Raw genomic sequence first — 23,411 nt, forward strand, 5'->3', positions numbered from 1 at the left:
TGTACCATAATTTAGTTTCTAATACCTAAAAAGTAGTATACATTTTTGGTCAAAAAAGGTCAAATAAAAAACTTAGGCAAATTAGTCGCATAAACCTGCTTTATGGTATGATAAGCAGAGAAGCAAAACAAGGAGGAACAACAGATTGATAGTTGGTATTACAGGTCTTATCGGCGTGTTGACGGGTGCTGTAGTTGTCTATATCGGCATGATACTGCAAATGCGTCACTTGGAAAATAAAGAACAGCGTAGACGTGAATTGGAATTGAAAGTCAAAGAAATCGAGACGCTGAACCAATTAAATAAAAAGATCAACGAGATCTTGCAAAAAAGGACGACGCTGATGGAAGAATATGTCAGCTTTGATGCATTCGATGATTGTTATATCACGATTGACGATTTTGCGTATCTCCAATCATTTTCAGCGCAGAATAGTTTTTATCTGCCAAATTATATTTTAGATGAGCTGTTTAAGAACATCTCCCATCGAAAAGTGATTTTATCTCCAGATGAAACAATGAAGATTGGTGGATATGCTTATAAAGGCGGACGCGTGATTTTAGAGAATTTTACGGATAGTTTGACTGAAATGATCAATGAAAAAAAAGCACAGTTGAAGACTATGACGCGCCAGCCGATTGGTTTCTTCTCGAAAGATGATGTTTGGAGCTGATATTTTGAAGCATTGCCGTTGCACATGAGAGCGTGGTAATGCTTTCTTTTTTTCTTAATGATACAATAGAACTGAACGGAGTGAAGAAAGATGTTACAAATCTATGCTCATCGCGGAAGCAGCGGTACCCACCCAGAAAATACGCTTCCTGCATTTGCAGAAGCTGTACGAGTAGGTGCAGATGGTATCGAACTAGATGTTCATCTAAGCAAAGACGGTTATTTGATCGTTATGCATGACGAAGAAGTGGATCGGACGACTAACGGTAAAGGGCTGATTCGAGAAAAAACATTGGAAGAACTCAAAAAATTGAATGCAGGAGGCAAATTCAGCAAAGAATTTCCAGCAGCTAAAGTCCCTGAATTGAAAGAAGTTTTAGGACTGCTTCTCCAAAAAAATTACCGAGGGATGCTAATGATTGAAATTAAAACTGATCAGTATGAATATCCCGGTATCGAAGAAAAATTAGCCGAAACATTAAAAAGCAGAGATTGGCCTTTTCAACATGCATATTGCAGCTTTCATTTGGCTTCTTTGGAAAAAATCGCGTTATTGGAACCAGAGATACAGCTGGACTTATTGATGAGTACTTCTGATAAAAAGATCCAACTAGCAGCAGAAACCCCTTATATAGAAGGAGTACATCCAAAAAATACTTGGTTGTTCGAACATCCAGTCCAGGCAGCTGATTTTCCAAAAGCAATTCGTGCATGGACGATCAACGATGAAGAAGAAATGGCCAAATGTCAAGAACTCAAAATAGATGGAATAATAACTGATTTTCCGGAGAAAGCTCTTCGGTGGAAACAATCAACGAAAAGTAGGTAAAATATGGAAAAAGTATTAGTAATCGTCGGTCCGACAGCAGTCGGTAAAACAGCGCTAAGTGTGGAACTCGCACAACTATTTGGAGGAGAGATCATCAGCGGTGATTCATTGCAAATCTATAAAAATCTGGATATCGGTACAGCAAAAATCAAAGAAGAAGAGATGAATGATGTTCCGCATCATTTGATTGATGTGATCGAACCTACTCAACATTACTCAGCCGCTGATTTTCAGCGTTCAGGTCGACAATTGATTACTGAGATTGCGAACCGAGAGCATCTACCTATCATAGCTGGCGGAACGGGTCTGTATATCCAATCTCTTCTATACGATTACCAGTTAGGGGCGACAGAAGAAGCGAATCCTGAGATTAGAAAAAAGTATGAAACGTTAGCCGAGACAATTGGTTCCCAAGCGTTATGGAATCAGTTGAAAGAAAAAGACCCGGCAGCTGCTGAGAAAATCCACTGGAACAATCAACGCAAAGTGATAAGAGCTCTGGAAGTTTTGGAGACGACAGGGCATAGTATCACGGCACCTAAAGAAGAGCCAAAGCGATTATATGATTACCTCATGATTGGGTTAGATACGAAGCGTGATGTCTTGTATGATCGAATCAATCACAGAGTCGATTTGATGCTAGCAGAAGGCTTGGTAGCAGAAGCACGTATGGTATATGAGCTTGGAGAAGTCCAAGCCAGTCAAGGGATTGGATATAAAGAATTTTTCCCTTATTTTGAAGGGAAAGAAACATTGGAAGAAGCAACAGAACAAGTCAAACTACATTCGAGAAGATACGCGAAACGTCAGTTAACGTGGTTTCGTAACCGTTTGGATGCACAGTGGTTTGATCTTATAAGTGAGCCAAATCAAAAAAGTCAGATTGAGCAAACAATCAAAAAATGGCTGGAGGCGGAATAAAATGGAAGAAAAAGTAATCATCGTAGGGGTAGAAACCGAAGCAAACCAGCGTTACTTTACAGAGTCAATGGAAGAGCTAGTTCAGCTGACGAACACCGCATCAGGAGAAGTCGTATTCACAATTACACAGAAAAGACCACAAGTAGATCGGCAAACGATTATCGGGAAAGGGAAATTACAAGAATTAGTTCAACAAGCAGATGCGCATGAAGCGGATTTGATCATCTTTAATCATGAACTGACTCCGAGACAGAGTCAACTGATTACGGATGCTGTTGGTCTTCCGGTGATTGATCGAGTACAGCTGATTCTAGATATTTTTGCGATGCGTGCTCGTTCGAAAGAAGGAAAGCTGCAAGTTGAACTTGCCCAGTTAGAATATCTTCTGCCTCGTTTAGTAGGGCAAGGGAAAACATTGTCTCGTCTTGGTGGTGGGATTGGAACAAGAGGACCAGGTGAAACAAAGTTAGAAACAGACCGCCGACATATACGGAATAAAATTTTTGCTGTTAAGAAAGAATTGAAAGAAGTAGAAGCCCATCGAGAGCGCAACCGTCAAAAAAGAAAAAACAGTGAGATTTTTCAGATTGGTCTTATAGGCTACACGAATGCTGGAAAATCAACCATCTTGAATTTATTGACACAAGCGGATACTTATTCAAAAGATCAGTTGTTTGCAACGTTAGATCCATTGACTAAAAGATGGCGTTTTGCTGAAGGATTTGAGATTACAGTAACAGATACCGTCGGGTTCATCCAAGATCTGCCTACGCAACTGATTGATGCTTTCCATTCTACACTAGAAGAAAGTCAGAATATGGATCTTTTGTTGCATGTAGTCGATGCCAGTTCTCCAGATCGCATTTTACAGGAGCAGACTGTACTAAAATTGATGGATGAATTGAATATGAAAGAAATGCCGATACTGACTGTTTACAATAAGGCAGACCAGATTGATCCGGCGATGTTTACGCCCACCTTATTCCCTAATGTCTTGATTTCTGCTCAAACGAAAGAAGGGAAGACGGCATTGATCGAAGCAATCAAGCGTCAACTGATGGAACTGATGACACCTTATACACTGTCTGTGCCAAGCAATGAAGGACAGAAATTAAGTGAGTTAAGAAGACAAACGATGGTTTTGGACGAAGCCTACATGGAAGAATCAAACGAGTATGAAGTGAGAGGATTTGCAAAAAATGATTCAAAATGGTTAAGAAAAAGCAAATAAAATTTTGTTTTTTTACAATAAAAATCACTGGGAAAGAATAGCATAGTACAATAAAAGTAAAAGGTATCTGGTACGAAAATCAACTAGATACCTTTTTTTGCGTTCATATTTTTTTGTTATTTTATAAAAAAATAGAGATCTCATGTTAGAAAACCTAACATATGCAGTTGACAATATTTTTTTTAATTGGTACACTTTAGCCAACTTATAAAACGAAAGGGGACGTCTGATGGGAGAAAAGGAATTGCGCCGATCTATGTCCGTATTTCCAATTGGTACAGTTATGAAGCTGACTGATTTGTCTGCTCGGCAAATTCGCTACTATGAAGAACAAGATTTAGTTCATCCGGAACGAAGCGAAGGAAATCGCCGCATGTATTCGTTGAATGATATCGATATGCTGCTTGAGATCAAAGATTATCTTTCAGACGGGTTAAACATGGCTGGAATCAAACGTGTATACGAAATGGCACAGGCGAAAAAACAAGAAGCAAAAAGCAAGAAGCCGTTGACAGATCATGACGTTCGACAAATTTTTCGTGATGAGATTTTGGCGCAAGGTGGGTTAAGCAAAACAGGTCATTATCAGTCGCAAGGATTACAAAGACAATTCTTTGACTGAATAAATTAAAAAAAGGAAGAGGGATACCATGGTAAAGAAACAGATAACAGGTGAAGAGATCAAACGAATCATTGAGGAAGAAAACGTACGATTTTTACGATTGATGTTCACAGACATCTTAGGTACGATTAAAAATGTAGAAGTTCCAGTGAGCCAGATTGACAAAGTGTTAGAAAACAAAATGATGTTTGACGGTTCTTCGATTGAAGGATTTGTTCGAATTGAAGAAAGCGATATGTATTTGTATCCAGATCTCTCCACTTGGATGATCTTCCCATGGGAAAGTGCTCATGGAAAAGTTGCTCGTTTAATTTGTGATATCTATAATCCAGATGGGACACCATTTGCCGGTGATCCTCGTGGAAATTTGAAACGAGCATTGAAAGACATGCGCGACCTTGGTTTTACCTCTTTCAATTTAGGACCTGAACCAGAATTCTTCTTATTTAAATTAGACGAAGATGGTGGGATCACAACGACCTTGAATGATAAGGGTGGTTATTTTGATTTTGCACCAACAGATTTAGGTGAAAATTGCCGCCGTGACATCGTGTTGGAATTAGAAAGCTTAGGCTTTGAAGTGGAAGCTTCACATCATGAAGTAGCGCCAGGACAGCATGAAATTGACTTCAAATATGCGGATGTAGTAGATGCTTGTGATAATATCCAAACCTTTAAGCTCGTTGTCAAAACGATTGCACGCAAGCACGGACTTCACGCAACTTTCATGCCGAAACCGTTATTTGGAATCAATGGTTCTGGTATGCATTGCAATATGTCTTTGTTCAATGATGAAGGAAATGTCTTCTATGATAAAGACGGTGAATTGGAACTTAGTGAAACAGCGTATCATTTCTTAGGCGGTTTGCTGAAACATGCTCGTGCCTATACAGCCGTTTGCAATCCAACAGTCAATTCTTATAAACGTCTCGTTCCAGGTTATGAAGCGCCTGTTTATGTCGCATGGAGCGGTCGTAATCGTTCGCCATTAGTACGTGTACCAGAATCTCGCGGTTTGTCCACACGTTTGGAATTGCGTTCAGTTGATCCATCTGCAAACCCATACTTGGCAATGGCAGTATTGTTGCAAGCAGGACTAGACGGTATCCGTAATCAGATCACACCGCCAGCCGCTGTTGACCGTAACATTTATGTAATGGATGAGGAAGAAAGAGAAGCTGCACATATCCAAGACTTACCTTCAACTATCCATAATGCTATCAAGGAATTACGTAAGGATAATGTAATGATTGACGCATTAGGACAACATATCTTCTCAAATTTTGTTGAAGCAAAACGTCTCGAATGGGCGGCATTCAGACAAACTGTTTCCGAGTGGGAAAGAGAACAATATCTAGAACTTTATTAAAACAGGAATAACGTGAATTAGAGGTTGTGAAATCAGCGTTTTGAGCTAATACCGAGGGTCAGCTGATTGAACACCTTTTACCAAGAGGTTGTGAAAAAGACGTTTAGTTTCGAGTATTAAGAAAAATTTTGTGGAAATGGTTCCTCACATTTTTGCATAAATTTGGCTTAATACCGAGAAACTGGCTTTTGAACACCGTTTATCAAGAGGTCGTAAGCCTGCCGTTTAACTCTAAGTCACAAGGAATAATTTCAAAAACAGCTGCTCATGTTTGTTGAATATTGTGACTTGTGACCGAGGAGTTGGCAGGAGAACACCGTTTATTTGGAAATAAGGAGGGCACGACTTTTGTCGCACCTCCTTATTTTTTTATCTATTGTTTCACTTAAAATTTTTCAGTAAAGATTTCCTGATTTGCTTAAGTTTAACGTTAGCTATGTTTATCTCAAGCCTATTATGTGGGTTAAATTTTTTTGCACTCATAAAGGACTTAAGAAATAATTTCTCAAAGGATACCGAAAAAGAAAAATTGTAAGCGGATAGTCTTCATTTGAGTACTTGACTTTCCCTCAGTCAGCTTGTATTATACACCTTGGGCACCCTTTTAAAGGGTCAGAAGTTTACAGAAATTTCGGCTCCCTATTCTTATTGAAGAATAGGGAGCTTTGTTTATTTTCTGAGACTTTTCCTGCACATAAATTAAAAAGGAGTTTTTGAACTTATGACAAAATATATTTTTGTGACCGGCGGTGTCGTTTCATCAATCGGAAAAGGGATTGTTGCAGCTTCTTTAGGACGCTTATTGAAAAACCGCGGCTTAAAAGTAACTATCCAAAAATTTGATCCATACATCAATGTGGATCCAGGGACGATGAGCCCATATCAGCACGGAGAAGTATTCGTAACAGATGATGGTGCTGAAACAGATTTGGATCTGGGCCACTACGAACGTTTTATTGACATCAATTTGAACAAATACTCCAACGTGACGACAGGAAAAATCTATTCTGAAGTTTTGCGTAAAGAACGTAAGGGCGAATACTTGGGAGCAACAGTTCAAGTTATTCCTCATATTACAAATGAGATCAAAGAAAAAATCATGCGAGCAGCTAAAATGACTGATTCAGATGTGATCATTACAGAAGTAGGAGGAACGGTAGGGGATATAGAATCTTTGCCATTCCTTGAAGCACTTCGTCAAATGAAAGCAGATGTCGGTACAGATAATGTTATGTATATCCATACAACATTGATCCCTTACTTGAAAGCTGCTGGAGAAATGAAAACTAAACCAACGCAGCACAGTGTAAAAGAGCTACGCGGTTTAGGTATCCAACCGAATATTTTGGTGGTACGTACAGAGCAACCTGTTTCTCAAAGCGTGAAAAATAAATTGGCACAATTTTGTGATGTCGAACCAGAAGCAGTCATCGAGTCGCCAGATGTAGATACACTTTATTCCATCCCATTAGTTTTACAAGCACAAGGAATGGATCAAATCGTTTGCGACCATTTGAAACTAGATACACCAGAAGCAGACATGACAGAATGGAAAGAATTAGAAGAACGTGTCTTGAACTTGAAGAAAAAAGTACGAATCGCACTTGTCGGTAAATATGTCGAATTACCAGATGCATATATCTCAGTAGTTGAAGCATTGAAACATTCTGGTTTCGCCTATAATTCAGATATCGAGATCGATTGGATCAAAGCACAAGAATTAACGAGAGAAAATGTAGAAGAACGTTTGAAAGATGCAGATGGAATCTTAGTTCCTGGCGGTTTCGGCGATCGCGGAGTAGAAGGGAAAATCGAAGCGATTCGTTATGCTCGCGAAAATGACGTTCCGTTTTTAGGGATTTGTCTTGGTATGCAGATGGCTTGTGTCGAATTTGCACGTAACGTCGTGGGGTTGGAAGACGCGGCATCAGCTGAAACAAATCCAGATACAGCAAACAACATTATTGATTTAATGGCTGACCAGGAAAACATCGAGAATTTGGGTGGAACTTTACGCCTTGGATTATACCCATGTAAAATCAAAAAAGGAACGAAGACGGCTGAAGCATATGATGGAGCCGATGTTGTGCAAGAACGTCACCGTCACCGTTATGAGTTCAACAACAAATATCGTCAAATGTTTGAAGAACAAGGGTTAGTCTTTTCAGGTGTCTCACCAGATAACCGTTTAGTAGAAATCGTAGAACTGCCAGAGAAGAAATTCTTTGTGGGATGCCAATTCCACCCAGAATTGATTTCTCGTCCAAATCGTCCACAAAAATTAATCAAAGCATTTGTCGGAGCATCATTAGCAGACCATGAAACAAAATAATTTTTTAGCTTGATAGAAAGAGAAAAGCAGCAAGAGAAGGGGATAAGCAATTTTCTTGTTACTTTTCTTTTTTTCTGATTTGTTATTATTTATAGAAAAAAAGATAGGAAGTAAAAGACTTTTTTTGAGTAAAGAGCGATTAAGCATTTTATTTTTTGCAAAAAACTTCTTGAAAATTTTCATTTTCATTGATTTTAGTAGAAAACTACCGAAATGTTTGGTAAAATAGGGTCGTTGGTTAAGAATTGTCTTAACAAATTTAGTTTTACAAAACTTAGGAGGAATTTTATTATGCCAGTAGTATCAGGAGCTGAATTTTTAAAAGCTGCTCGTAAAGGCGGTTACGCTGTCGGCGGGTTCAACACAAACAACTTGGAATGGACTCAAGCAATTCTTGAAGCGGCTGAAGCAAAACAAGCACCAGTACTTATCCAAACATCAATGGGTGCAGCTAAATACATGGGTGGTTACAAAATCTGTAAAGATTTGATCACTGATTTAGTTGAAGCAATGAACATCACTGTTCCAGTTGCTATCCACTTAGACCATGGTGACTACGAAGCTGCTTTGGAATGTATCGAACTAGGCTATACTTCAGTAATGTTCGATGGTTCACATCTACCATTCGAAGAAAACTTGAAATTAGCTAAAGACGTTGTTGAAAAAGCACACGCAAAAGGTATCTCAGTTGAATGTGAAGTTGGTTCAATCGGCGGAGAAGAAGACGGAATCATCGGTAACGGCGAATTAGCTGACATCGAAGAATGCAAACAAATGGTTGCTACAGGTATCGACTACTTAGCTTGCGGTATCGGTAACATCCACGGTCAATATCCAGAAAACTGGAATGGATTAGCATTTGACCACTTACAAGCAATTGCAGATGCTGTAGGTCCAGACATGCCTTTAGTATTACATGGCGGATCAGGTATTCCTCAAGATCAAATCGAAAAAGCTATCTCAATGGGTATCTCAAAAGTAAATGTTAACACTGAATTCCAATTATCATTTGCTGCAGCTACTCGTAAATATATCGAAGCTGGTAAAGATAAAGAAGGTAAAGGATTCGACCCTCGTAAATTATTAGCTCCAGGTAAAGCAGCAATCGTTGAAGATGCAAAATCTCATATCGACTGGTTTGGTTCAGCTAACAAAGCGTAAGCATCCACATAACAGATACGATATATAGGAATGGAGAACGACTTTTGAAGTCGTTCTCCATTCTTTTTTACTTAAAACGGCAGACCATGCTCGTTTCTTTTTTTTATCTATGATAAAATACAAGCATATCCATGAAAAAAGATTAATAAACAAGGTGGAAACAGATGAAAAAAATCGTAATCAAAGGAAACCGACCTTTAGCTGGCGAAGTAACGATCAGCGGTGCAAAAAATAGTGCAGTCGCATTGATTCCAGCTGCAATCTTAGCTGATTCCCCAGTGATCTTGGAAGGTGTGCCGGACATACAAGATGTTCATTCATTAATTGAAATTTTAGAGATCATGGGCGCAACGGTCCATTTTTCCAACAACATACTAGAAATTGACCCTCGAGAAATCGTATCGGTTCCGATGCCGCACGGAAAAATCAATAGTTTGCGTGCGTCTTATTATTTTATGGGAACACTGCTTGGTAAATTTGGGGAAGCGGTAGTAGGCCTGCCAGGAGGCTGTTATTTAGGTCCTAGACCGATTGATCTACACGTCAAAGGATTTGAAGCTCTAGGTGCTGAAGTGACAAATGAACATGGTGCCATGTATTTACGGACAGAAAATGAAGGGTTGCATGGCAATCGTATTTTTATGGACGTGGTTTCAGTCGGAGCTACAATCAATGTGATGTTAGCTGCTGTAAAAGCAAAGGGACAGACAGTAATTGAAAACGCTGCACGAGAACCGGAAATCATCGATGTGGCAACTTTACTGAATAATATGGGGGCAAAAGTTCGAGGAGCGGGTACAGATGTGATCCGTATCGAAGGAGTCGAAGCATTACATGGCTGTCGTCATTTCATGATTCCTGACCGTATCGAAGCAGGAACCTATCTGGCATTAGCAGCTGCAGCAGGAAATGGTATCAAAGTGAAAAATGTGATTTTTGAACATTTGGAAAGCTTTATAGCAAAATTGCAGGAAATTGGCGTCCATATGAAAATCAGCGAAGATGAAATCGAAGTTTACCCCTCAAAAGAATTAAAAGCCGCAAATATCATGACCTATCCTTATCCAGGATTTGCCACAGATCTGCAGCAACCACTCACTGCGTTGCTATTGATGACCGTAGGCACTTCAGAAATCATCGATACGATCTATGCGAAACGGGTGAATCACGTGCCTGAATTAGCTCGAATGGGCGCTGATATTACCGTGGAAGGAAATATGATCATCGTGAATGGTCCCAATAAACTTCACGGGACAGAAGTCGTGGCTTCCGATCTTCGAGCAGGTGCTTGTTTAGTGATTGCCGGACTATTAGCAGAAGGAACAACGACGATTTATAACGTAGATTATATCTTACGCGGTTATGATCATATTATCGAGAAACTAACAGCCTTAGGGGCATCAATCGAAATGATAGAGGAAGTGGGAGCTGAATGAGCGATTATTTGACAATGGCAGAACTAGAGAACAAAACGTTAAAAGAAGTTTATAGTTATGCCAAAGAATTTAAAATTCCTTATTACAGTAAGATGAACAAAAAGGAATTATCTCTAGCTGTGATTCGTGCACAAGCTGAGAAACAAGGATTTTATTATATGGAAGGGATATTAGATATCGTTGGTCAAGATGGTTACGGTTTTTTACGGCCAATCAATTATGGACCAAGTGCAGAAGATATCTATATTTCTGCCTCACAAATCAGACGATTCAGTTTGAGAAATGGGGACAAAGTGGCAGGAAAAGCCCGTCCACCTAAAGAATCGGAACGTTATTATGGTTTGATGCACGTGGAAAGCGTTAATGGAAAAGATCCGGAAGAAGCAAAAGAACGTCCGCATTTTCCAGCCTTAACACCTCTTTATCCGCAAAGACAGCTTCAACTGGAAACAACACCGCAAAGACTATCTACCCGAATGATCGATATCTTCTCTCCAATCGGTTTTGGTCAGCGTGGATTGATCGTCGCACCACCAAAAGCAGGGAAAACTTCTGTATTAAAAGAAATCGCAAATGGTATCACCGAAAACTATCCAGAAGTAGAATTGATCGTTCTACTGATTGATGAACGACCGGAAGAAGTAACGGACTTAGAACGAAGCGTGAAAGGCGACGTGGTATCTTCTACATTTGATCTGCAGCCGCAAAACCATACTCGAGTTTCTGAATTAGTATTGGAACGCGCAATGCGTTTAGTCGAAGATAAACGAGATGTCGTTATCTTGATGGATAGTATTACCAGACTTGCTCGGGCCTATAACTTAGTGGTTCCACCAAGTGGACGTACATTGAGTGGCGGGATTGACCCAGCCGCATTGTATAAACCTAAGAAATTTTTCGGGGCGGCAAGAAACATCGAAGAAGGTGGCAGTTTGACGATTTTAGCGACCGCTTTAGTCGATACAGGAAGCCGCATGGATGACGTGATCTATGAAGAATTCAAAGGAACTGGAAATCTAGAATTACAACTTTCACGCGAGTTATCCGAACGTCGGATCTTCCCAGCCATCGATATCAAAAAATCAGGTACCCGAAAAGAAGAATTATTGATGCCAAGTGAAGAACTAGAAGAAATTTGGAAACTTCGAAAAAATATGACTGGAGATTCATTAGAATATACGGAACAACTGATCCGCTTTTTGCGTAAAACAAAAAACAATCAGCAATTTTTCAAAGAATTTCAAGATGTCTCCTTTGGTAAAAAAAATCCGACCAGAAATCTGAAAAGATAATTGCAACCTTGACTGAAACATGTTAAGATGTTAATGTTGTAAATCGACAAATCAACTCTGGTTCAGCAAATGGAGCAGGGCAAAGGAGCGAAAAAATCATGAAAGAAAACATCCATCCAGATTACCACCCAGTAGTATTCATGGATTCAACAACTGGTTTCAAATTCTTGTCAGGTTCAACAAAAACTTCACAAGAAACAGTTGAATGGGAAGACGGTAATACATACCCAGTCATCCGTGTCGAAGTAACTTCTGACTCACATCCATTCTACACTGGACGTCAAAAATTCACACAAGCAGACGGACGTGTGGACCGTTTCAACAAAAAATACGGTCTCAAAGACGCAAACGCTGCGGAATAATAAAAACGCTGATAACTCAACGTTTAGCAGACTATCTGATAGGGATAGTCTGTTTTTTTTGCGTTTTTTGCCAATTTAAAACTTCGTTTGATGCTGAAAAAGACATAGAATCATAATGCACAAAACAATGAAAAAACTAATATATAGTTTTAATTATCCACTTGATAAAAACACCTATATTAACGAAATGAAGAGGGGTTATTTCGAAGTAAAAATCCATTTACCTAAAATTAGAAGCTAAGCTTTCCTTTCAAGGCAGGCTTTTTGTTTTGTTATAGAATTGCGATTGTTTATGAGCTGAATCGTTCATTTTGATGACTGAAACACTAGGATGATGGGTCTTTTTCCTCTGTTCATTCATAATATTGAACGGTACAGCTAGCGATGCTATACTGACCTCAGTTCCAAGAAAACGTTAACATTTTTTGTGGGGGAGAGGTTTTTTATGAGGTTTGATCAATTGATCGCAGAAGAACTGATTGTTTTCGATCCATCGATAGATTCAAATTGAGGTATCGATATTTAACGAGATTCTCTTTAAGAGGATTCTGTTTTTTGTATTCAAGTTTATAGCAATTAAGTGTTGTCAGCGAATTCATCATAGTAATGGATGTTCGTTTGTTTTTTTATTTGTTATTTTTATAAGTTATATAGTAAATATAATTTGAGTATATTATGATTTTTGTTGGATAAAAACGAAGTTTAAACTATTTATCAAAAAAATGTTGTGTTATTTATTTTTATATTAAGCAATACACGTAGCCATTTAGTGTGAAAAACTGATTGATCCAAAAGAAGAATAAGATCCATAATAGCTGAATATTAGGAGGGAAGAAGATGGAAGGAAACAAAGTGAAGGTAAAAATAATTAATATTAAGAAAGAAAAAAATTACCTAAAAAATTCTCTAGCAACAATGATTCTATTTATGAGTAGTCAAGTTCTGCAATTTATTTTAGTGCTAGATGTTTTAAGAGAAACAGGATCAGCGCTCATATTCTCTGTAGCAGTAGCAGCTTCTAGTATTTTTAATATTGTATTTTCTCCGATATCCGGATTCATTAATGAAAAATATGATAAAAGGTACATTATGGGAATTTCTAGTGTCGCTGTAGGATTTTTAGGCATAATAATCTATTTTTTGTACATTTCAATGGAAATAACTTCAATTATAGTGCCTGTCGTTTTGCTTGTTGGCCTTGGAATTTTTGAGGTCTTCTATTTAGGTGGTTGTATACCGATATTATCAGAAATATTTGAGGATAAAGATATGATTGAAATATCAGCGACTTCCACTCAAATGATGGTTCTAATAATGAAAATTTTATCTCCTTTAATTGGAGGAATCATCTATAGTATCTGGTCCATAGAAAGAACAATTGTTTTTATATCGGTCACTTTTATAACAACAAGTTGTTTCTGTTTTTCTATGACTATTCGCCCGAAAGAAAATAAATTGACTGACAAAGTAAGTTTTTTAGAAATTTACAGAAATAAATTAGGCGACTTAAGAAGTCAAAAGCAATTGGCTCCACTTCTACTTATCTTGATTGTTTCTAGCATGGTATTCTTATCAAATAAAGACGTCATAATGATTTACAGTTTTGATCGAATTGATTTATCGTCTTCGGTAGTGATTGGCTTATCTATGACTATTATCACAGTAATCGAAGGGATTTTTTCTTTTATTGCATTGGGAATTTATCAAGAAAAGAATGATGTATTTGTGCTAAGAATATCTAGTCTGTTGATTTCAGGTTTTTTCTTACTTTTTTTCATTATTCTTATGTTTTATGAATCTTATTTGAATAATTTTTTTGTAATATATAGTTTATTTACAGCAATAACAGCAATTTTTACTATCATTTCCATGAAACATTTTTTGGCCCAATTCCCAGAAGAAGAGAAGGTTCAAGCGATTAGTACAATTAATTATTTGACTAATATTTTTGTCTCTTTAGGTTATATTATTTATGGATTTTTGATCCAAACCATAGGACTTATTTCTGTAGTATCCTTAAGTGGTCTTCTTTTTTCAACTGTTGTTTCTCCCATCTTAATAGCTTGGAAAAAAAGTTCGATTGAATGATGAGGACTTATTTCTAGTAAAAAACCATTTACCTAAAAATAGAAAACAAGCAGATCGGCTTGCCGTTTTAGTTACACAGCAAAAAATTGCGCATAAATTCATGCATCAAGCCATTGCTTTTCATGAAATCGATTATCTGGTGACAAGTAACGAACTGGCAAAAGAACAGTATGAGAAAGTAAAGGAACACCATATCGAATGTCTGTATGGATGAATTATTGCGTGAATATTCTAAGGTGTTTTCCCATTTTTTCATTTTCTTAGATAGGACCTTATCTTTGCTCGCTTCTCTTAGCCGATGGTATAATAATGAAAAGGTTATCTTGTTAGATAATCTTACTTTTTTATCCAGGAGAAAGGAGTGCAGAAAATGAAACATGTGAAGGCGTTGGTAGTGAAGGCAATCATGATCTGGGCAATTCTGTGGGTCGTGCTGACCGGTTTATACGGTGTTAGCTTTATGGATTCAACGATTGTTGGGGTAATTATCGTAGTGATGATCTATGTGCTAGGGGATCTATTGATCTTACGTAAAGTAGGGAACATCGCAGCGACGATCGCAGATGCTGGTTCAGCTGCAGTCATCTTGTGGCTCTATCTATACTTTATGAATGATACAGTCGATATTTGGATGAAAGTCTTGATTCCTGCTCTATTGATCGGTGTGGCAGAATGGTTCTTCCACAAGTGGTTATTAAGTCAAGGAATCGTACCAGATGAACGAAAAATGGAATAAAGCATCAGTTGTTTTTATCAAAAAACCGCTCAGAACATTTTCAGATCTGAACGGTTTTTTTATCTATTCATCAAGATCAAATTTCATTTTTCAATGATTCAATCAATTCGCCCTCTGCTTCATGACTATGTTTTCGGCCCTTAGCAAGATAGAGCGCTGTACATATCAATGGAATGACTCCGGCAATCACATACAATCCTCTAAATGAAGTAAGAGATTTTAGCATCCCCATCAAATAAGGACCAACGCCTAAGCCTAGGTCTAAACCAATAAAGTAGGTAGACAAAGCAATACTGATCCGGTGTTCTTTTACGATCTTCAAACAGACAGCTTGTCCATTTGACATGAACGTACCATAACCTAAGCCGACTAATGCTCCAGAAATAAGCAATGTCACACTATTTGTCGTTACACTCAGTAAAAATAATCCTGCTGTTAAGAATAAATAGCTAGGATACATCACGTATTGTTCTCCTTTGACATCGAAAATCCTTCCAGTCAATGGACGTGTAAATGTGATGACCAAAGCATATACGACGAAGAAAAATGACCCAGCAGCAACTAAGTGGATTACTTTTGTATAAGAAGATAAAAATGATAAAACACTTGAATAAGAAAGACCCATCAAAAAGGCGATTCCTGTAATGAAAAGTGCTTTCTTTTCAATAAAACTATTGATATTCCATGAACGAAGAGATGTTTTTTGTTCTTCAGATAATGGAATATTTTTTACAGGAAAGACAAGGCAGGCAATCGTAACAAAGAAGACCAGTACAATTGAAAACCAAATAATGAAACGAAAGTCAGTCATGTTCAGCAAAATCATTCCTAAAAATGGTCCAACAGCGGCAGCTAAACTAGTACTTAATCCGTAATAATTGATGCCTTCCCCTTTTTTAGATGCAGGGATATATGCAGTAACGATAGCATTTGTAGCTGTAGAAACTGTACCGTAACCAAATCCATTTAAGAATCGAACTAAATACAATGCCCCGATAGTTGGTGTATAAAGATAAGCTAATGTTGAAAGAAGATAGAAAATCGCGCCGCCTCTTAAGGTAAGCTTCCGACCAAATAGTTCTAACTGTTTTCCCATGAATAAGCGTGCCAGCAATGTTCCGATGATATAGATCCCAGAAGCAAAACCTGCTTGGCTCAAGCTGGCGTGTAATGTGTCTTGCGCAATGACTGCCATGATGACCATCAACAGATAATAAATCAGGTAGACAATAAAATTGATCAATGTGATTCCGATAAAATATTTATTAAATAATTTCTTTTCCATGTATGTTATACATTCCCCTTAAGCTGAATATGCTTTTAATTTTTGTATTTGAACTTCTACATCGTGATAATTGGATGGATAGCGATCAACAAGTTGGCGAATAAATAAATCCCGTGTAGACATAAACAGGTTTAAAAATTCTTCGCATTCGTTTGTTGGATTCTCATCCACTGCTTTGATCAATTCGATCGAGTTTTGATACGCATCATTTAAAAAGACTAAAGAAGCTTTCATGTCAAATCTTGTTTGATATGCTGTTTCTAATCGATTAATGATTGTGTTCATCCAGTAATTCATGTTTTTTCCCTCTATTCTTAAAAAATTTTACTTCTGCAGTATAACGAATAAAAAAAAGGAAAAAAATCGCATAAGTGATAGAAAAAGGTACTTAACAAATGTTAATATCATTAGTAAAATACCTTTGGACTTTAAAAAGTTTTAAAGTACTGTATGATCTTTTTAGATGAAAGTTTGGATGGGGGAGCATCATTGGATAGTAGAGTCTTAAAGGAATATTTGGATAAAAATGATTTTCCGATAATACGCAAAGGATATCATAAATATTTGACATTCGAAGGGATGGAAGATTCCCATACGTATATCTTGAAAGAGGGAACGGTAAAAGCAAGTGTTATTTCAAATGATGGGAGAGAATTTAACCTTCGCTATATCAAAGATCTTGAAATCGTCTCTCTTTTAAAAGACGAATATTCACAATTCATCGATTCGCCGTATAATATTCGAGTTGAATCAGAATATGCAGAGTTTTATCGAATCAATCGTGTGCGATTTTGGCAAAATATCAACCAAGATCCAAAGCTACAACACTATGTAAAAGAGTATTACCGCTATCGCTTGCTTTATTCGATGAAAAAAATGCAACAAATGCTGTTAAATGGAAAACTGGGAGCTGTTTGTACGCAACTTTACGAATTATATGATTTATTCGGCGTGCGAACAGAAGAGGGGATGCTGATCGATTTTTCGATCACAAATGAAGAAATCGCCAAATTTTGTGGTATTTCAACTGCTAGCAGTGTGAACAGAATTTTAAAGCAGTTGAAAAAAGATGGTATTATCACAGTGAAAGATCATCATATCGTTATTTTGAATATGGACTTGTTAGAAGACAATATTATCTTTTGATGAACAAAGAGGTTGTGACAGAAGTGGTCAGCTTCAAGAAATAAGAAGGAATTTCCGAAAATAGTTACTCACATTTTTGTCAAATTTCGGCTTATTTTCGAAGAAGCTACTTCTGGAACACCGTGAATAAGAGGTTGTGAAATCAGCGTTTTGAGCTAATACCGAAGGTCAGCTGATTGAACACCGTTTACCAAGAGGTTGTAAAAAAGCTGTTCTGCATCAAGTAATAAGAAGAGCCAAGTAAGAACAGCTCCTAATGTTTTTAACTTGGCTGGACTTATTACCGCGGATGCAAGCTTTTGAACACCGTTTATTCGCAACAAAAGGGCTGTGACACGATTTTTGTCACAGCCCTTTTTGCGAACATTCATTTAGCTATTTTTAGAAACTTCTTCCGCCACCGCCAAAAGTCCCGCCACCGCTAGAGTGGGTAGTACTTCCGCCACCGCCGCTTCCAGGAGGTGGGCTTTTGGGGATTCTTCTTGTCGTGACAAAAGAATTTGTCAGACGATCGGTTTTTTCAGTTAATTTGATACTGGATTTTTCTCGGAACGGATATTTGTAGATGCCTGATTTCAATTGATAACGCGAAACAGTCACAAAATAAAAGACAAGACTAAGGATAAGAGCCAAAACAACAGCAATGATGATTTCCACTGTCGTCAAAACTTTATAGCGTGTGATTTTGCCTGTTTCTTCATCTACACGATAATGACCTCCTGGAACTCCGTCTTCCACATATGTGGCTGATTTAGACAAGTACGCTTTTGCAGCATCGTAGTAGGCAGCATTCGTCATCTGATCATAAACATCATCTAAGATCGAATCGATTCTACTGTCAGTCAAATAATCGATCATATTACCAGAAGTCGAAATGTAGATTTCACGCTGTCCCATATCCAATAGCAAAACTGAGCCATTTTGATCATTTCCGACTGCCTTTCTTAAGTAATTATCGGCAAAGTCTCTTGGTTCTTCTGAATTAGAAGTAGTTGTGACGATTAAGACTCGTCCCTTGATTTTTTCATTCAGTTTTTCTGCCTGTTGTTCCAAAGATTGAATTTGTTCTGTAGTGAACAACCTAGCTTCGTCATTTACCGTCGCTGTATCCGCATGAGTAGCCACCGGCCAACTAACACTTACTAGCAAAAGAAAGAACAAAAAGAATTTTTTCATCATATCAAGTAACCTCCGATCAGAAAGAGGATCGCTAGTCCAGCGAAAATCCCAAGAGCAGTCAGTCCTAATTTTTTCTGGCTAATCGGCAGGACACCGCTGACTTTTCCTGTTTGCCCATTCATTGCATAGTAGTAGACTTTTTTACTTGAGTCATTGCTTCGATAAGTAACGAGCCATACCGGCAACAATACGTAATTATTTACTTCATTTGTGATTGAAGCAGAGGTTCGGACTCCTGTCAATGTTGTATACCCATTGGCAGTATCTTTTAACAGTTTCTCTGAATAGTCTTTTAATTCAGATTGAATTTGCGATTTGATTGCCTCGTATTCGATATCTCTTTTTTCTGCTTGGAACCCGGCTAAATACTGGCTTTTAAAATCAATTGCTTTATCTAACGGGAAAGGTTGCACGCCTTCGACCATCTTTTGTTGCGTATTTTTTGATAAGGCATTTTTTACTAGTTCTTTAAAAGAAAGCTTGCCTGCTCTTGAAACAGCAAATTGCTTCGTTTCTGTGTATTCGATGTCACCTATTCGCCAAATGCGGATAACTGTTCCGTTTGCCTGCATTGCCCCATCTACTTCAGCATCTGTAGCCCAATAAGGGAAATATACACCCGTCAGCTTATCGATTTGGTCTTTATTGAAAAAAGCTTTTGGAACAAACCATTTTTTCTTGGTCCAAGCGAGAAATCTATTGATTGCTTCTTCTTTCTCGACAGCAAAAGGAAGTACTTTGTTTGGCAAGAATTCTCCGCTTAAACGTCCCGATAGTACGACGGGATTATGGCAGTAGTAACAATAAGTCGCAGCAGTGGTCGCATCGGTCACAATCTCTGCACCACAGTTGGGACAAAGGAAAAGATCCATCGATACAGTATTACCTGCAGCTTCGTCCGCTGTATCTGAAAAACCGCCTGCCTCGTCAAACGCTTTGCGCTCGGCTTCACTCATGTCGGTAAGCTGTTCTTGAGCTGTAAAAGTAAAATCTTCTGTAGGCGAAGGTTCTTCTTTGTTCTCTTCGCCAGCCATACGCGCTTCTTTTTGTTTCTGCTCATATTGGCTGACTTCTTCTTCGGTATAGATATTCAGGCAGTATTCGCAATGAAATTTTTGGTCTTTAGGATCAAAAGTCAACGGACCGCCGCAATTAGGACATTTATGTGTAAGAACATCCATCAGCTGCACACCTTTCTCAATAAATTAATCAACGGGGATTCCTTTAAACGGTTTGCCGCAGTTTGGACAGAATTTAGGGATACCGTTGGAAAGATCCACAATTTCGTTACATTCGCTGCAACGCATCTGTAGCTTAGGCTGAGCGTTTTCTACTGGTTTGGCAGCGCCACAGTTGGAACAGAATTTTCCGGAATTTTCTGTCCCACAGACTGGACACGTCCAAGTATCTGCATTCCCTTGTGCGGCTTGTTGATTTTGTTTTTCAGCTTGTTGCTTGATTTGTTCTTGGTTGTTTTGAGCCGCTTGGGAAAGGTAAGAGCCATTTGCATTCATTCCCATACCTACGCCCATAAAGCCAGTCATTGCTCCTGCTTCATTTTTTCCGGCTGCTTCCATTCCACGGGCAATGGAACCTTGCACGTATCCTTCACGCACGCTAGGATCACCTAGCATCGCTCCTTCGTTACGCATATTGATTAGTTTAACAGAATCATCGGTGTAAGAAATGCTGGCCACAGCGACAGAGACGATCTCCATCCCTCGCAACTCGCGCCAAGAATCATCCAGTGCAGTATCCATGTATTTGCTTAACTCCAGACTCTTAGATGGTACATAAGAAATCCGTTGTCCATCCGCAGACATCTGATTGATAGCTGATTGCAATGCTGTTAGGAATTCAGCTAAGTATTGCTCGTTGATATCATTGATTTCTACTTGTGTTTTGTTTTTAGGAATTGCGTTTGTATAAAATAAAATCGGGTCAACGACATGAATAGAATAAGTGCCATGTGCCCGTAAGAATAATTCTGCGTTATAGAAATTATCAAAGTAGTTCAATGGTGCACTCGTACCGAATTTGATTCCTTTTATTTCTTGGAGGTTGATATAAAAAACTTGTTGCTTCTGCGGTGTAACGCCACCAAATTTAAATCGGTCAAATGTTTCAGCAATTGCTTCTTTCAGTGTTCCGTTGAACATGGAAGGAGCTGCGTCATTTTTAATGGTGTAATAACCTTCCTCAGCGGTATAATCGATGATTTTTCCACCATCGACCAAAAGCATCATCATGTTTGGGTAGACATGGACGACTGTTCCGTCTGTCAAAACATCTTCTGTTCCTTTACGATTTGAGCCACGTTTGTCATCCTTGCGAACTTTGACACCTTTCGTCATAACCGTTGTATCACTCATATTGTCTGGTTCGATGACTTCTAGCCATTGATCTGCCAGACCGCCGCCGACCATACTTGTTGCTGCTTTGATAAGACCCATAAAAAATTCCTCCTCTGATTCAGCTAATGCCAAACAATTATTGTTTATTTATTATACCATAGGAAGAAGTGAAACTTCTCGGACTAGAGACGGAATTGAAATGGAAACTTGCGTATTGATTAAATACCTGAAAAAGCCGAGAAGGATAGTAGTTTTTTTGCCCAATATCACGTATAATAAGAGATAGTGAATTTTTTAAAAAAGGGGGATCCTTATGGCATATCAAGCACTTTATCGAGTCTGGCGTTCGCAGCGTTTCGAAGACATCGTTGGACAAAAAGCTGTGACACAGACACTAAAAAATGCTATTGTTTCCCACAAAACCTCACATGCCTATTTGTTTACAGGACCCAGAGGAACCGGAAAGACAAGTGCAGCAAAGATTTTCGCAAAAGCAATCAACTGTCCGAACAGTAAAGACGGTGAACCATGCAACGAATGCGAAATGTGTCGATCAATCACTGCTGGTACGCAAGAAGATGTGATCGAAATCGATGCTGCCAGCAATAACGGAGTCGAAGAAATCCGATTTATCCGTGATCGGGCAAACTATGCGCCTACAAAGGCAGCGTACAAAGTGTACATTATTGATGAGGTACATATGCTTTCAACAGGAGCTTTCAATGCCTTGTTGAAAACATTGGAAGAGCCAAAAGAAAGTGTCATATTCATCTTAGCAACGACCGAACCTCACAAAATACCAGCTACGATCATTTCACGAACCCAACGATTTGATTTTAAACGGATCAATACGGCAGATATTGTCGAACATCTTGAATTTATCTTAAAAGAATCGACTATCAGCTATGAACTAGCTGCATTGAATGTGATTGCCCGTTCCGCAGAAGGCGGGATGCGGGATGCATTGAGTATTCTTGATCAGGCAATCTCATTTAGTGAAGGAACGATTACTTTAGATGATGCCATGCAAGTAACAGGCAGCTTGACAGACGAAATGATGGACAGCTACTTGAGTGCTTGCGTGAAAAAAGAAGTACCAGAAGCATTGGAAGCGTTGAATCAAATTCTCGCAGCCGGCAAAGAATCACGTCGTTTTCTAGAGGATATGTTACAATACTGCCGTGATCTGCTGATGTATCAGCAAGCACCCAATCTAGTCGAGGAACAATCAAGTACGATCAGAAGTACATTTACGGAATTGGCACAAACTGTTTCAGCGGATCAGCTATTTTCAATGATAAAGATTTTGAGCGATACACAAAATGAAATTCGATTTACTAATAGTGCCGCTATTTATTTGGAAGTCGCTACAATCAAACTCGCACAGCTACCGTCTGCTTCTGTTCCTTCAGCAAAAATGGCATCAGCAGATGATCAGATAGTAAAACAGCTGCAACAAGAGATCAATGAACTGAGAAACGAAATCAAAGAACTTCGCAGTAACACAGGAACTGCGAATACAAAAGTACAGCCAGTACAGCAAACGAATCACAAAAAACAAACAAGTACGTATCGTGTACCGACGGAACGGGTATATAAAGTTCTGCGGGAAGCGACAAGACAGCATCTGAACCAAGTAAAAGAAGTATGGGAAGATTTGCTGATGAGCCTCTCTGTCACTCAGCGGGCAATGCTTAAAGCAAGTGAACCAGTTGCAGCTGGCCCTACAGGATTAGTGATTGCATTTGATTATGAGATTGTTTGTCAAAGAGCAGCAAACGACGAAGAACTGCAGCTTTCGGTACACAATAATTTAAGCCGAATGATCAAAGACTATGCGCCTGATCCGGTTTATATCACAAGAGAAAGTTGGCCGGAACTTCGAAAAAATTATTTGACGCAAGCACAAGAAGAGGGAACAGAAAACTCTTTTGCTTCTGAAGAATCAGAAGGAGAAATCGAATTACTCCCTCAAGAACAGGAAGTACCAGAAGAAACACTTGTAGTAAAAGCAGAGGAACTTTTTGGTTCCGAGGCTGTTACAGTAGTAGATGATTAAGAAAAAAGGAGTAGATAATTATGATGCGTGGAATGGGCAATATGCAAGGCATGATGAAACAAGTACAAAAAATGCAAAAAGAAATGGCGGAAGCACAAGAGCTGCTAAATAAAACAGAATTTACAGGTAAAGCCACTAACGAATTGGTCAAAGCCGTATTTACAGGTGATCGCCGTATGAAGGATATCCAAATCAATGAAGAAGTCGTTGATCCTGATGATATTGAGATGCTTCAAGATCTTGTCGTAATGGCAGTCAATGACGCAATCGCACAAATTGATGTGGAAACTGAGAAAAAATTAGGGAAATACGCAAAAGGTTTACCAGGATTTTAGTT

Annotated in this window: 23 protein-coding genes; 17 read left to right on the forward strand and 6 right to left on the reverse strand. The window is 38.5% G+C overall.

Annotated features, from left to right (window positions below):
- Positions 1-145 precede the first annotated feature (145 nt).
- The 7 genes from A5816_RS13860 (at position 146) to A5816_RS13890 (ending at position 7,976) form a co-directional block, all read left to right on the forward strand.
- The gene (locus tag A5816_RS13860; protein WP_002289403.1) at positions 146-673 is read left to right on the forward strand and encodes a hypothetical protein; all 528 of its coding nucleotides are present in this window, start codon (positions 146-148) and stop codon (positions 671-673) included.
- A 90-nt stretch (positions 674-763) separates the two neighbouring features.
- The gene (locus A5816_RS13865) at positions 764-1,501 is read left to right on the forward strand and encodes a glycerophosphodiester phosphodiesterase (protein ID WP_002290344.1); all 738 of its coding nucleotides are present in this window, start codon (positions 764-766) and stop codon (positions 1,499-1,501) included.
- A gap of 3 nt (positions 1,502-1,504) precedes the next feature.
- Entirely contained in the window at positions 1,505-2,422 is a 918-nt protein-coding gene (gene miaA, locus A5816_RS13870; protein WP_002372806.1) for a tRNA (adenosine(37)-N6)-dimethylallyltransferase MiaA, read from the forward strand.
- 1 nt (position 2,423) lies between these two features.
- On the forward strand, positions 2,424-3,653 hold the full coding sequence (gene hflX, locus A5816_RS13875) for a GTPase HflX (RefSeq protein ID WP_002372802.1): 1,230 nt from the start codon (positions 2,424-2,426) through the stop codon (positions 3,651-3,653).
- Positions 3,654-3,882: 229 nt separating this feature from the next.
- Positions 3,883-4,275, forward strand: coding sequence for a MerR family transcriptional regulator (locus A5816_RS13880; RefSeq protein ID WP_002290339.1), 393 nt, complete (start codon positions 3,883-3,885; stop codon positions 4,273-4,275).
- Between the two features lie 28 nt (positions 4,276-4,303).
- The gene (gene glnA, locus A5816_RS13885) at positions 4,304-5,644 is read left to right on the forward strand and encodes a type I glutamate--ammonia ligase (RefSeq protein WP_002287001.1); all 1,341 of its coding nucleotides are present in this window, start codon (positions 4,304-4,306) and stop codon (positions 5,642-5,644) included.
- 721 nt (positions 5,645-6,365) lie between these two features.
- A complete protein-coding gene (locus tag A5816_RS13890) occupies positions 6,366-7,976 on the forward strand; it encodes a CTP synthase (protein WP_002310226.1) in 1,611 nt (536 codons plus the stop codon).
- Here the strand turns inward: A5816_RS13890 and A5816_RS16705 are convergent.
- Positions 7,953-8,165: a hypothetical protein gene (locus A5816_RS16705; protein ID WP_002372800.1), complete on the reverse strand. Its 213-nt coding sequence runs from the start codon at positions 8,163-8,165 to the stop codon at positions 7,953-7,955. The genes A5816_RS13890 and A5816_RS16705 overlap by 24 nt on opposite strands.
- 102 nt (positions 8,166-8,267) lie before the next feature.
- Here A5816_RS16705 and A5816_RS13900 point away from each other — a divergent pair, with 102 nt between their 5' ends.
- The 7 genes from A5816_RS13900 (at position 8,268) to A5816_RS13935 (ending at position 15,051) form a co-directional block, all read left to right on the forward strand.
- Positions 8,268-9,137, forward strand: coding sequence for a class II fructose-bisphosphate aldolase (locus A5816_RS13900; protein WP_010733337.1), 870 nt, complete (start codon positions 8,268-8,270; stop codon positions 9,135-9,137).
- Positions 9,138-9,301: 164 nt separating this feature from the next.
- Entirely contained in the window at positions 9,302-10,573 is a 1,272-nt protein-coding gene (locus A5816_RS13905; RefSeq protein ID WP_086311548.1) for a UDP-N-acetylglucosamine 1-carboxyvinyltransferase, read from the forward strand.
- Entirely contained in the window at positions 10,570-11,865 is a 1,296-nt protein-coding gene (rho, locus tag A5816_RS13910; RefSeq protein WP_002290332.1) for a transcription termination factor Rho, read from the forward strand. The genes A5816_RS13905 and rho overlap by 4 nt, the downstream gene beginning before the upstream one ends.
- 98 nt (positions 11,866-11,963) lie before the next feature.
- On the forward strand, positions 11,964-12,227 hold the full coding sequence (locus A5816_RS13915) for a type B 50S ribosomal protein L31 (protein ID WP_002290330.1): 264 nt from the start codon (positions 11,964-11,966) through the stop codon (positions 12,225-12,227).
- 837 nt (positions 12,228-13,064) lie between these two features.
- The gene (locus tag A5816_RS13925) at positions 13,065-14,315 is read left to right on the forward strand and encodes an MFS transporter (protein ID WP_086311549.1); all 1,251 of its coding nucleotides are present in this window, start codon (positions 13,065-13,067) and stop codon (positions 14,313-14,315) included.
- The gene (locus A5816_RS13930; RefSeq protein WP_002315437.1) at positions 14,308-14,529 is read left to right on the forward strand and encodes a hypothetical protein; all 222 of its coding nucleotides are present in this window, start codon (positions 14,308-14,310) and stop codon (positions 14,527-14,529) included. Before A5816_RS13925 ends, A5816_RS13930 begins: the two co-directional genes overlap by 8 nt.
- Positions 14,530-14,685: 156 nt before the next feature.
- On the forward strand, positions 14,686-15,051 hold the full coding sequence (locus tag A5816_RS13935; protein ID WP_002289228.1) for a DUF2512 family protein: 366 nt from the start codon (positions 14,686-14,688) through the stop codon (positions 15,049-15,051).
- A gap of 76 nt (positions 15,052-15,127) precedes the next feature.
- Here the strand turns inward: A5816_RS13935 and A5816_RS13940 are convergent, their stop codons facing one another.
- Together A5816_RS13940 and A5816_RS13945 are read right to left on the reverse strand one after the other, a co-directional pair.
- Entirely contained in the window at positions 15,128-16,336 is a 1,209-nt protein-coding gene (locus A5816_RS13940; RefSeq protein ID WP_086311550.1) for an MFS transporter, read from the reverse strand.
- A gap of 18 nt (positions 16,337-16,354) precedes the next feature.
- On the reverse strand, positions 16,355-16,633 hold the full coding sequence (locus A5816_RS13945; RefSeq protein ID WP_002289230.1) for a hypothetical protein: 279 nt from the start codon (positions 16,631-16,633) through the stop codon (positions 16,355-16,357).
- 192 nt (positions 16,634-16,825) lie between these two features.
- On the opposite strand from A5816_RS13945, the gene A5816_RS13950 reads away from it, so the two are divergent.
- Positions 16,826-17,482 carry a Crp/Fnr family transcriptional regulator gene (locus A5816_RS13950; protein WP_002289231.1) on the forward strand — a complete coding sequence of 219 codons (657 nt, stop codon included), beginning with the start codon at positions 16,826-16,828 and terminating at the stop codon, positions 17,480-17,482.
- A gap of 381 nt (positions 17,483-17,863) precedes the next feature.
- On the opposite strand, the gene A5816_RS13960 is transcribed toward A5816_RS13950, so the two are convergent.
- Genes A5816_RS13960 through A5816_RS13970 form a run of 3 tightly spaced genes read right to left on the reverse strand, consistent with a single transcriptional unit; the run spans position 17,864 to position 21,114 of the window.
- Positions 17,864-18,661 (reverse strand): TPM domain-containing protein, encoded by a 798-nt coding sequence (locus A5816_RS13960; protein ID WP_086311552.1) that lies wholly within the window; start codon positions 18,659-18,661, stop codon positions 17,864-17,866.
- Positions 18,658-19,842 carry a hypothetical protein gene (locus A5816_RS13965; RefSeq protein WP_002372765.1) on the reverse strand — a complete coding sequence of 395 codons (1,185 nt, stop codon included), beginning with the start codon at positions 19,840-19,842 and terminating at the stop codon, positions 18,658-18,660. Before A5816_RS13965 ends, A5816_RS13960 begins: the two co-directional genes overlap by 4 nt.
- Before the next feature lie 24 nt (positions 19,843-19,866).
- A complete protein-coding gene (locus A5816_RS13970) occupies positions 19,867-21,114 on the reverse strand; it encodes an SPFH domain-containing protein (RefSeq protein ID WP_002315432.1) in 1,248 nt (415 codons plus the stop codon).
- 214 nt (positions 21,115-21,328) lie between these two features.
- Between A5816_RS13970 and dnaX the strand changes: the two genes are divergently transcribed.
- Positions 21,329-23,074: a DNA polymerase III subunit gamma/tau gene (gene dnaX / locus A5816_RS13975; protein WP_086311553.1), complete on the forward strand. Its 1,746-nt coding sequence runs from the start codon at positions 21,329-21,331 to the stop codon at positions 23,072-23,074.
- 20 nt (positions 23,075-23,094) lie between these two features.
- A complete protein-coding gene (locus A5816_RS13980) occupies positions 23,095-23,409 on the forward strand; it encodes a YbaB/EbfC family nucleoid-associated protein (protein ID WP_002292337.1) in 315 nt (104 codons plus the stop codon).
- The last annotated feature ends 2 nt before the right edge of the window (positions 23,410-23,411 follow it).

This window comes from Enterococcus sp. 3G1_DIV0629 (assembly GCF_002141285.1).
In the GTDB taxonomy this organism is placed as follows: Bacteria; Bacillota; Bacilli; order Lactobacillales; family Enterococcaceae; genus Enterococcus_B; species Enterococcus_B lactis.

Bases quoted from the DNA above. Each gene is read 5' to 3' on its own strand.
- A5816_RS13915 (WP_002290330.1), top strand. From the start codon at position 11,964: ATGAAAGAAAACATCCATCCAGATTACCACCCAGTAGTATTCATGGAT.
- A5816_RS16705 (WP_002372800.1), bottom strand. From the start codon at position 8,165: ATGAAAATGAAAATTTTCAAGAAGTTTTTTGCAAAAAATAAAATGCTT.
- dnaX (WP_086311553.1), top strand. From the start codon at position 21,329: ATGGCATATCAAGCACTTTATCGAGTCTGGCGTTCGCAGCGTTTCGAA.
- A5816_RS13960 (WP_086311552.1), bottom strand. From the start codon at position 18,661: ATGATGAAAAAATTCTTTTTGTTCTTTCTTTTGCTAGTAAGTGTTAGT.
- A5816_RS13890 (WP_002310226.1), top strand. From the start codon at position 6,366: ATGACAAAATATATTTTTGTGACCGGCGGTGTCGTTTCATCAATCGGA.
- A5816_RS13970 (WP_002315432.1), bottom strand. From the start codon at position 21,114: ATGGGTCTTATCAAAGCAGCAACAAGTATGGTCGGCGGCGGTCTGGCA.
- A5816_RS13940 (WP_086311550.1), bottom strand. From the start codon at position 16,336: ATGGAAAAGAAATTATTTAATAAATATTTTATCGGAATCACATTGATC.
- A5816_RS13880 (WP_002290339.1), top strand. From the start codon at position 3,883: ATGGGAGAAAAGGAATTGCGCCGATCTATGTCCGTATTTCCAATTGGT.
- A5816_RS13900 (WP_010733337.1), top strand. From the start codon at position 8,268: ATGCCAGTAGTATCAGGAGCTGAATTTTTAAAAGCTGCTCGTAAAGGC.
- miaA (WP_002372806.1), top strand. From the start codon at position 1,505: ATGGAAAAAGTATTAGTAATCGTCGGTCCGACAGCAGTCGGTAAAACA.
- A5816_RS13905 (WP_086311548.1), top strand. From the start codon at position 9,302: ATGAAAAAAATCGTAATCAAAGGAAACCGACCTTTAGCTGGCGAAGTA.
- glnA (WP_002287001.1), top strand. From the start codon at position 4,304: ATGGTAAAGAAACAGATAACAGGTGAAGAGATCAAACGAATCATTGAG.
- A5816_RS13965 (WP_002372765.1), bottom strand. From the start codon at position 19,842: ATGGATGTTCTTACACATAAATGTCCTAATTGCGGCGGTCCGTTGACT.
- A5816_RS13935 (WP_002289228.1), top strand. From the start codon at position 14,686: ATGAAACATGTGAAGGCGTTGGTAGTGAAGGCAATCATGATCTGGGCA.
- A5816_RS13945 (WP_002289230.1), bottom strand. From the start codon at position 16,633: ATGAATTACTGGATGAACACAATCATTAATCGATTAGAAACAGCATAT.
- rho (WP_002290332.1), top strand. From the start codon at position 10,570: ATGAGCGATTATTTGACAATGGCAGAACTAGAGAACAAAACGTTAAAA.
- A5816_RS13865 (WP_002290344.1), top strand. From the start codon at position 764: ATGTTACAAATCTATGCTCATCGCGGAAGCAGCGGTACCCACCCAGAA.
- A5816_RS13925 (WP_086311549.1), top strand. From the start codon at position 13,065: ATGGAAGGAAACAAAGTGAAGGTAAAAATAATTAATATTAAGAAAGAA.
- A5816_RS13980 (WP_002292337.1), top strand. From the start codon at position 23,095: ATGATGCGTGGAATGGGCAATATGCAAGGCATGATGAAACAAGTACAA.
- hflX (WP_002372802.1), top strand. From the start codon at position 2,424: ATGGAAGAAAAAGTAATCATCGTAGGGGTAGAAACCGAAGCAAACCAG.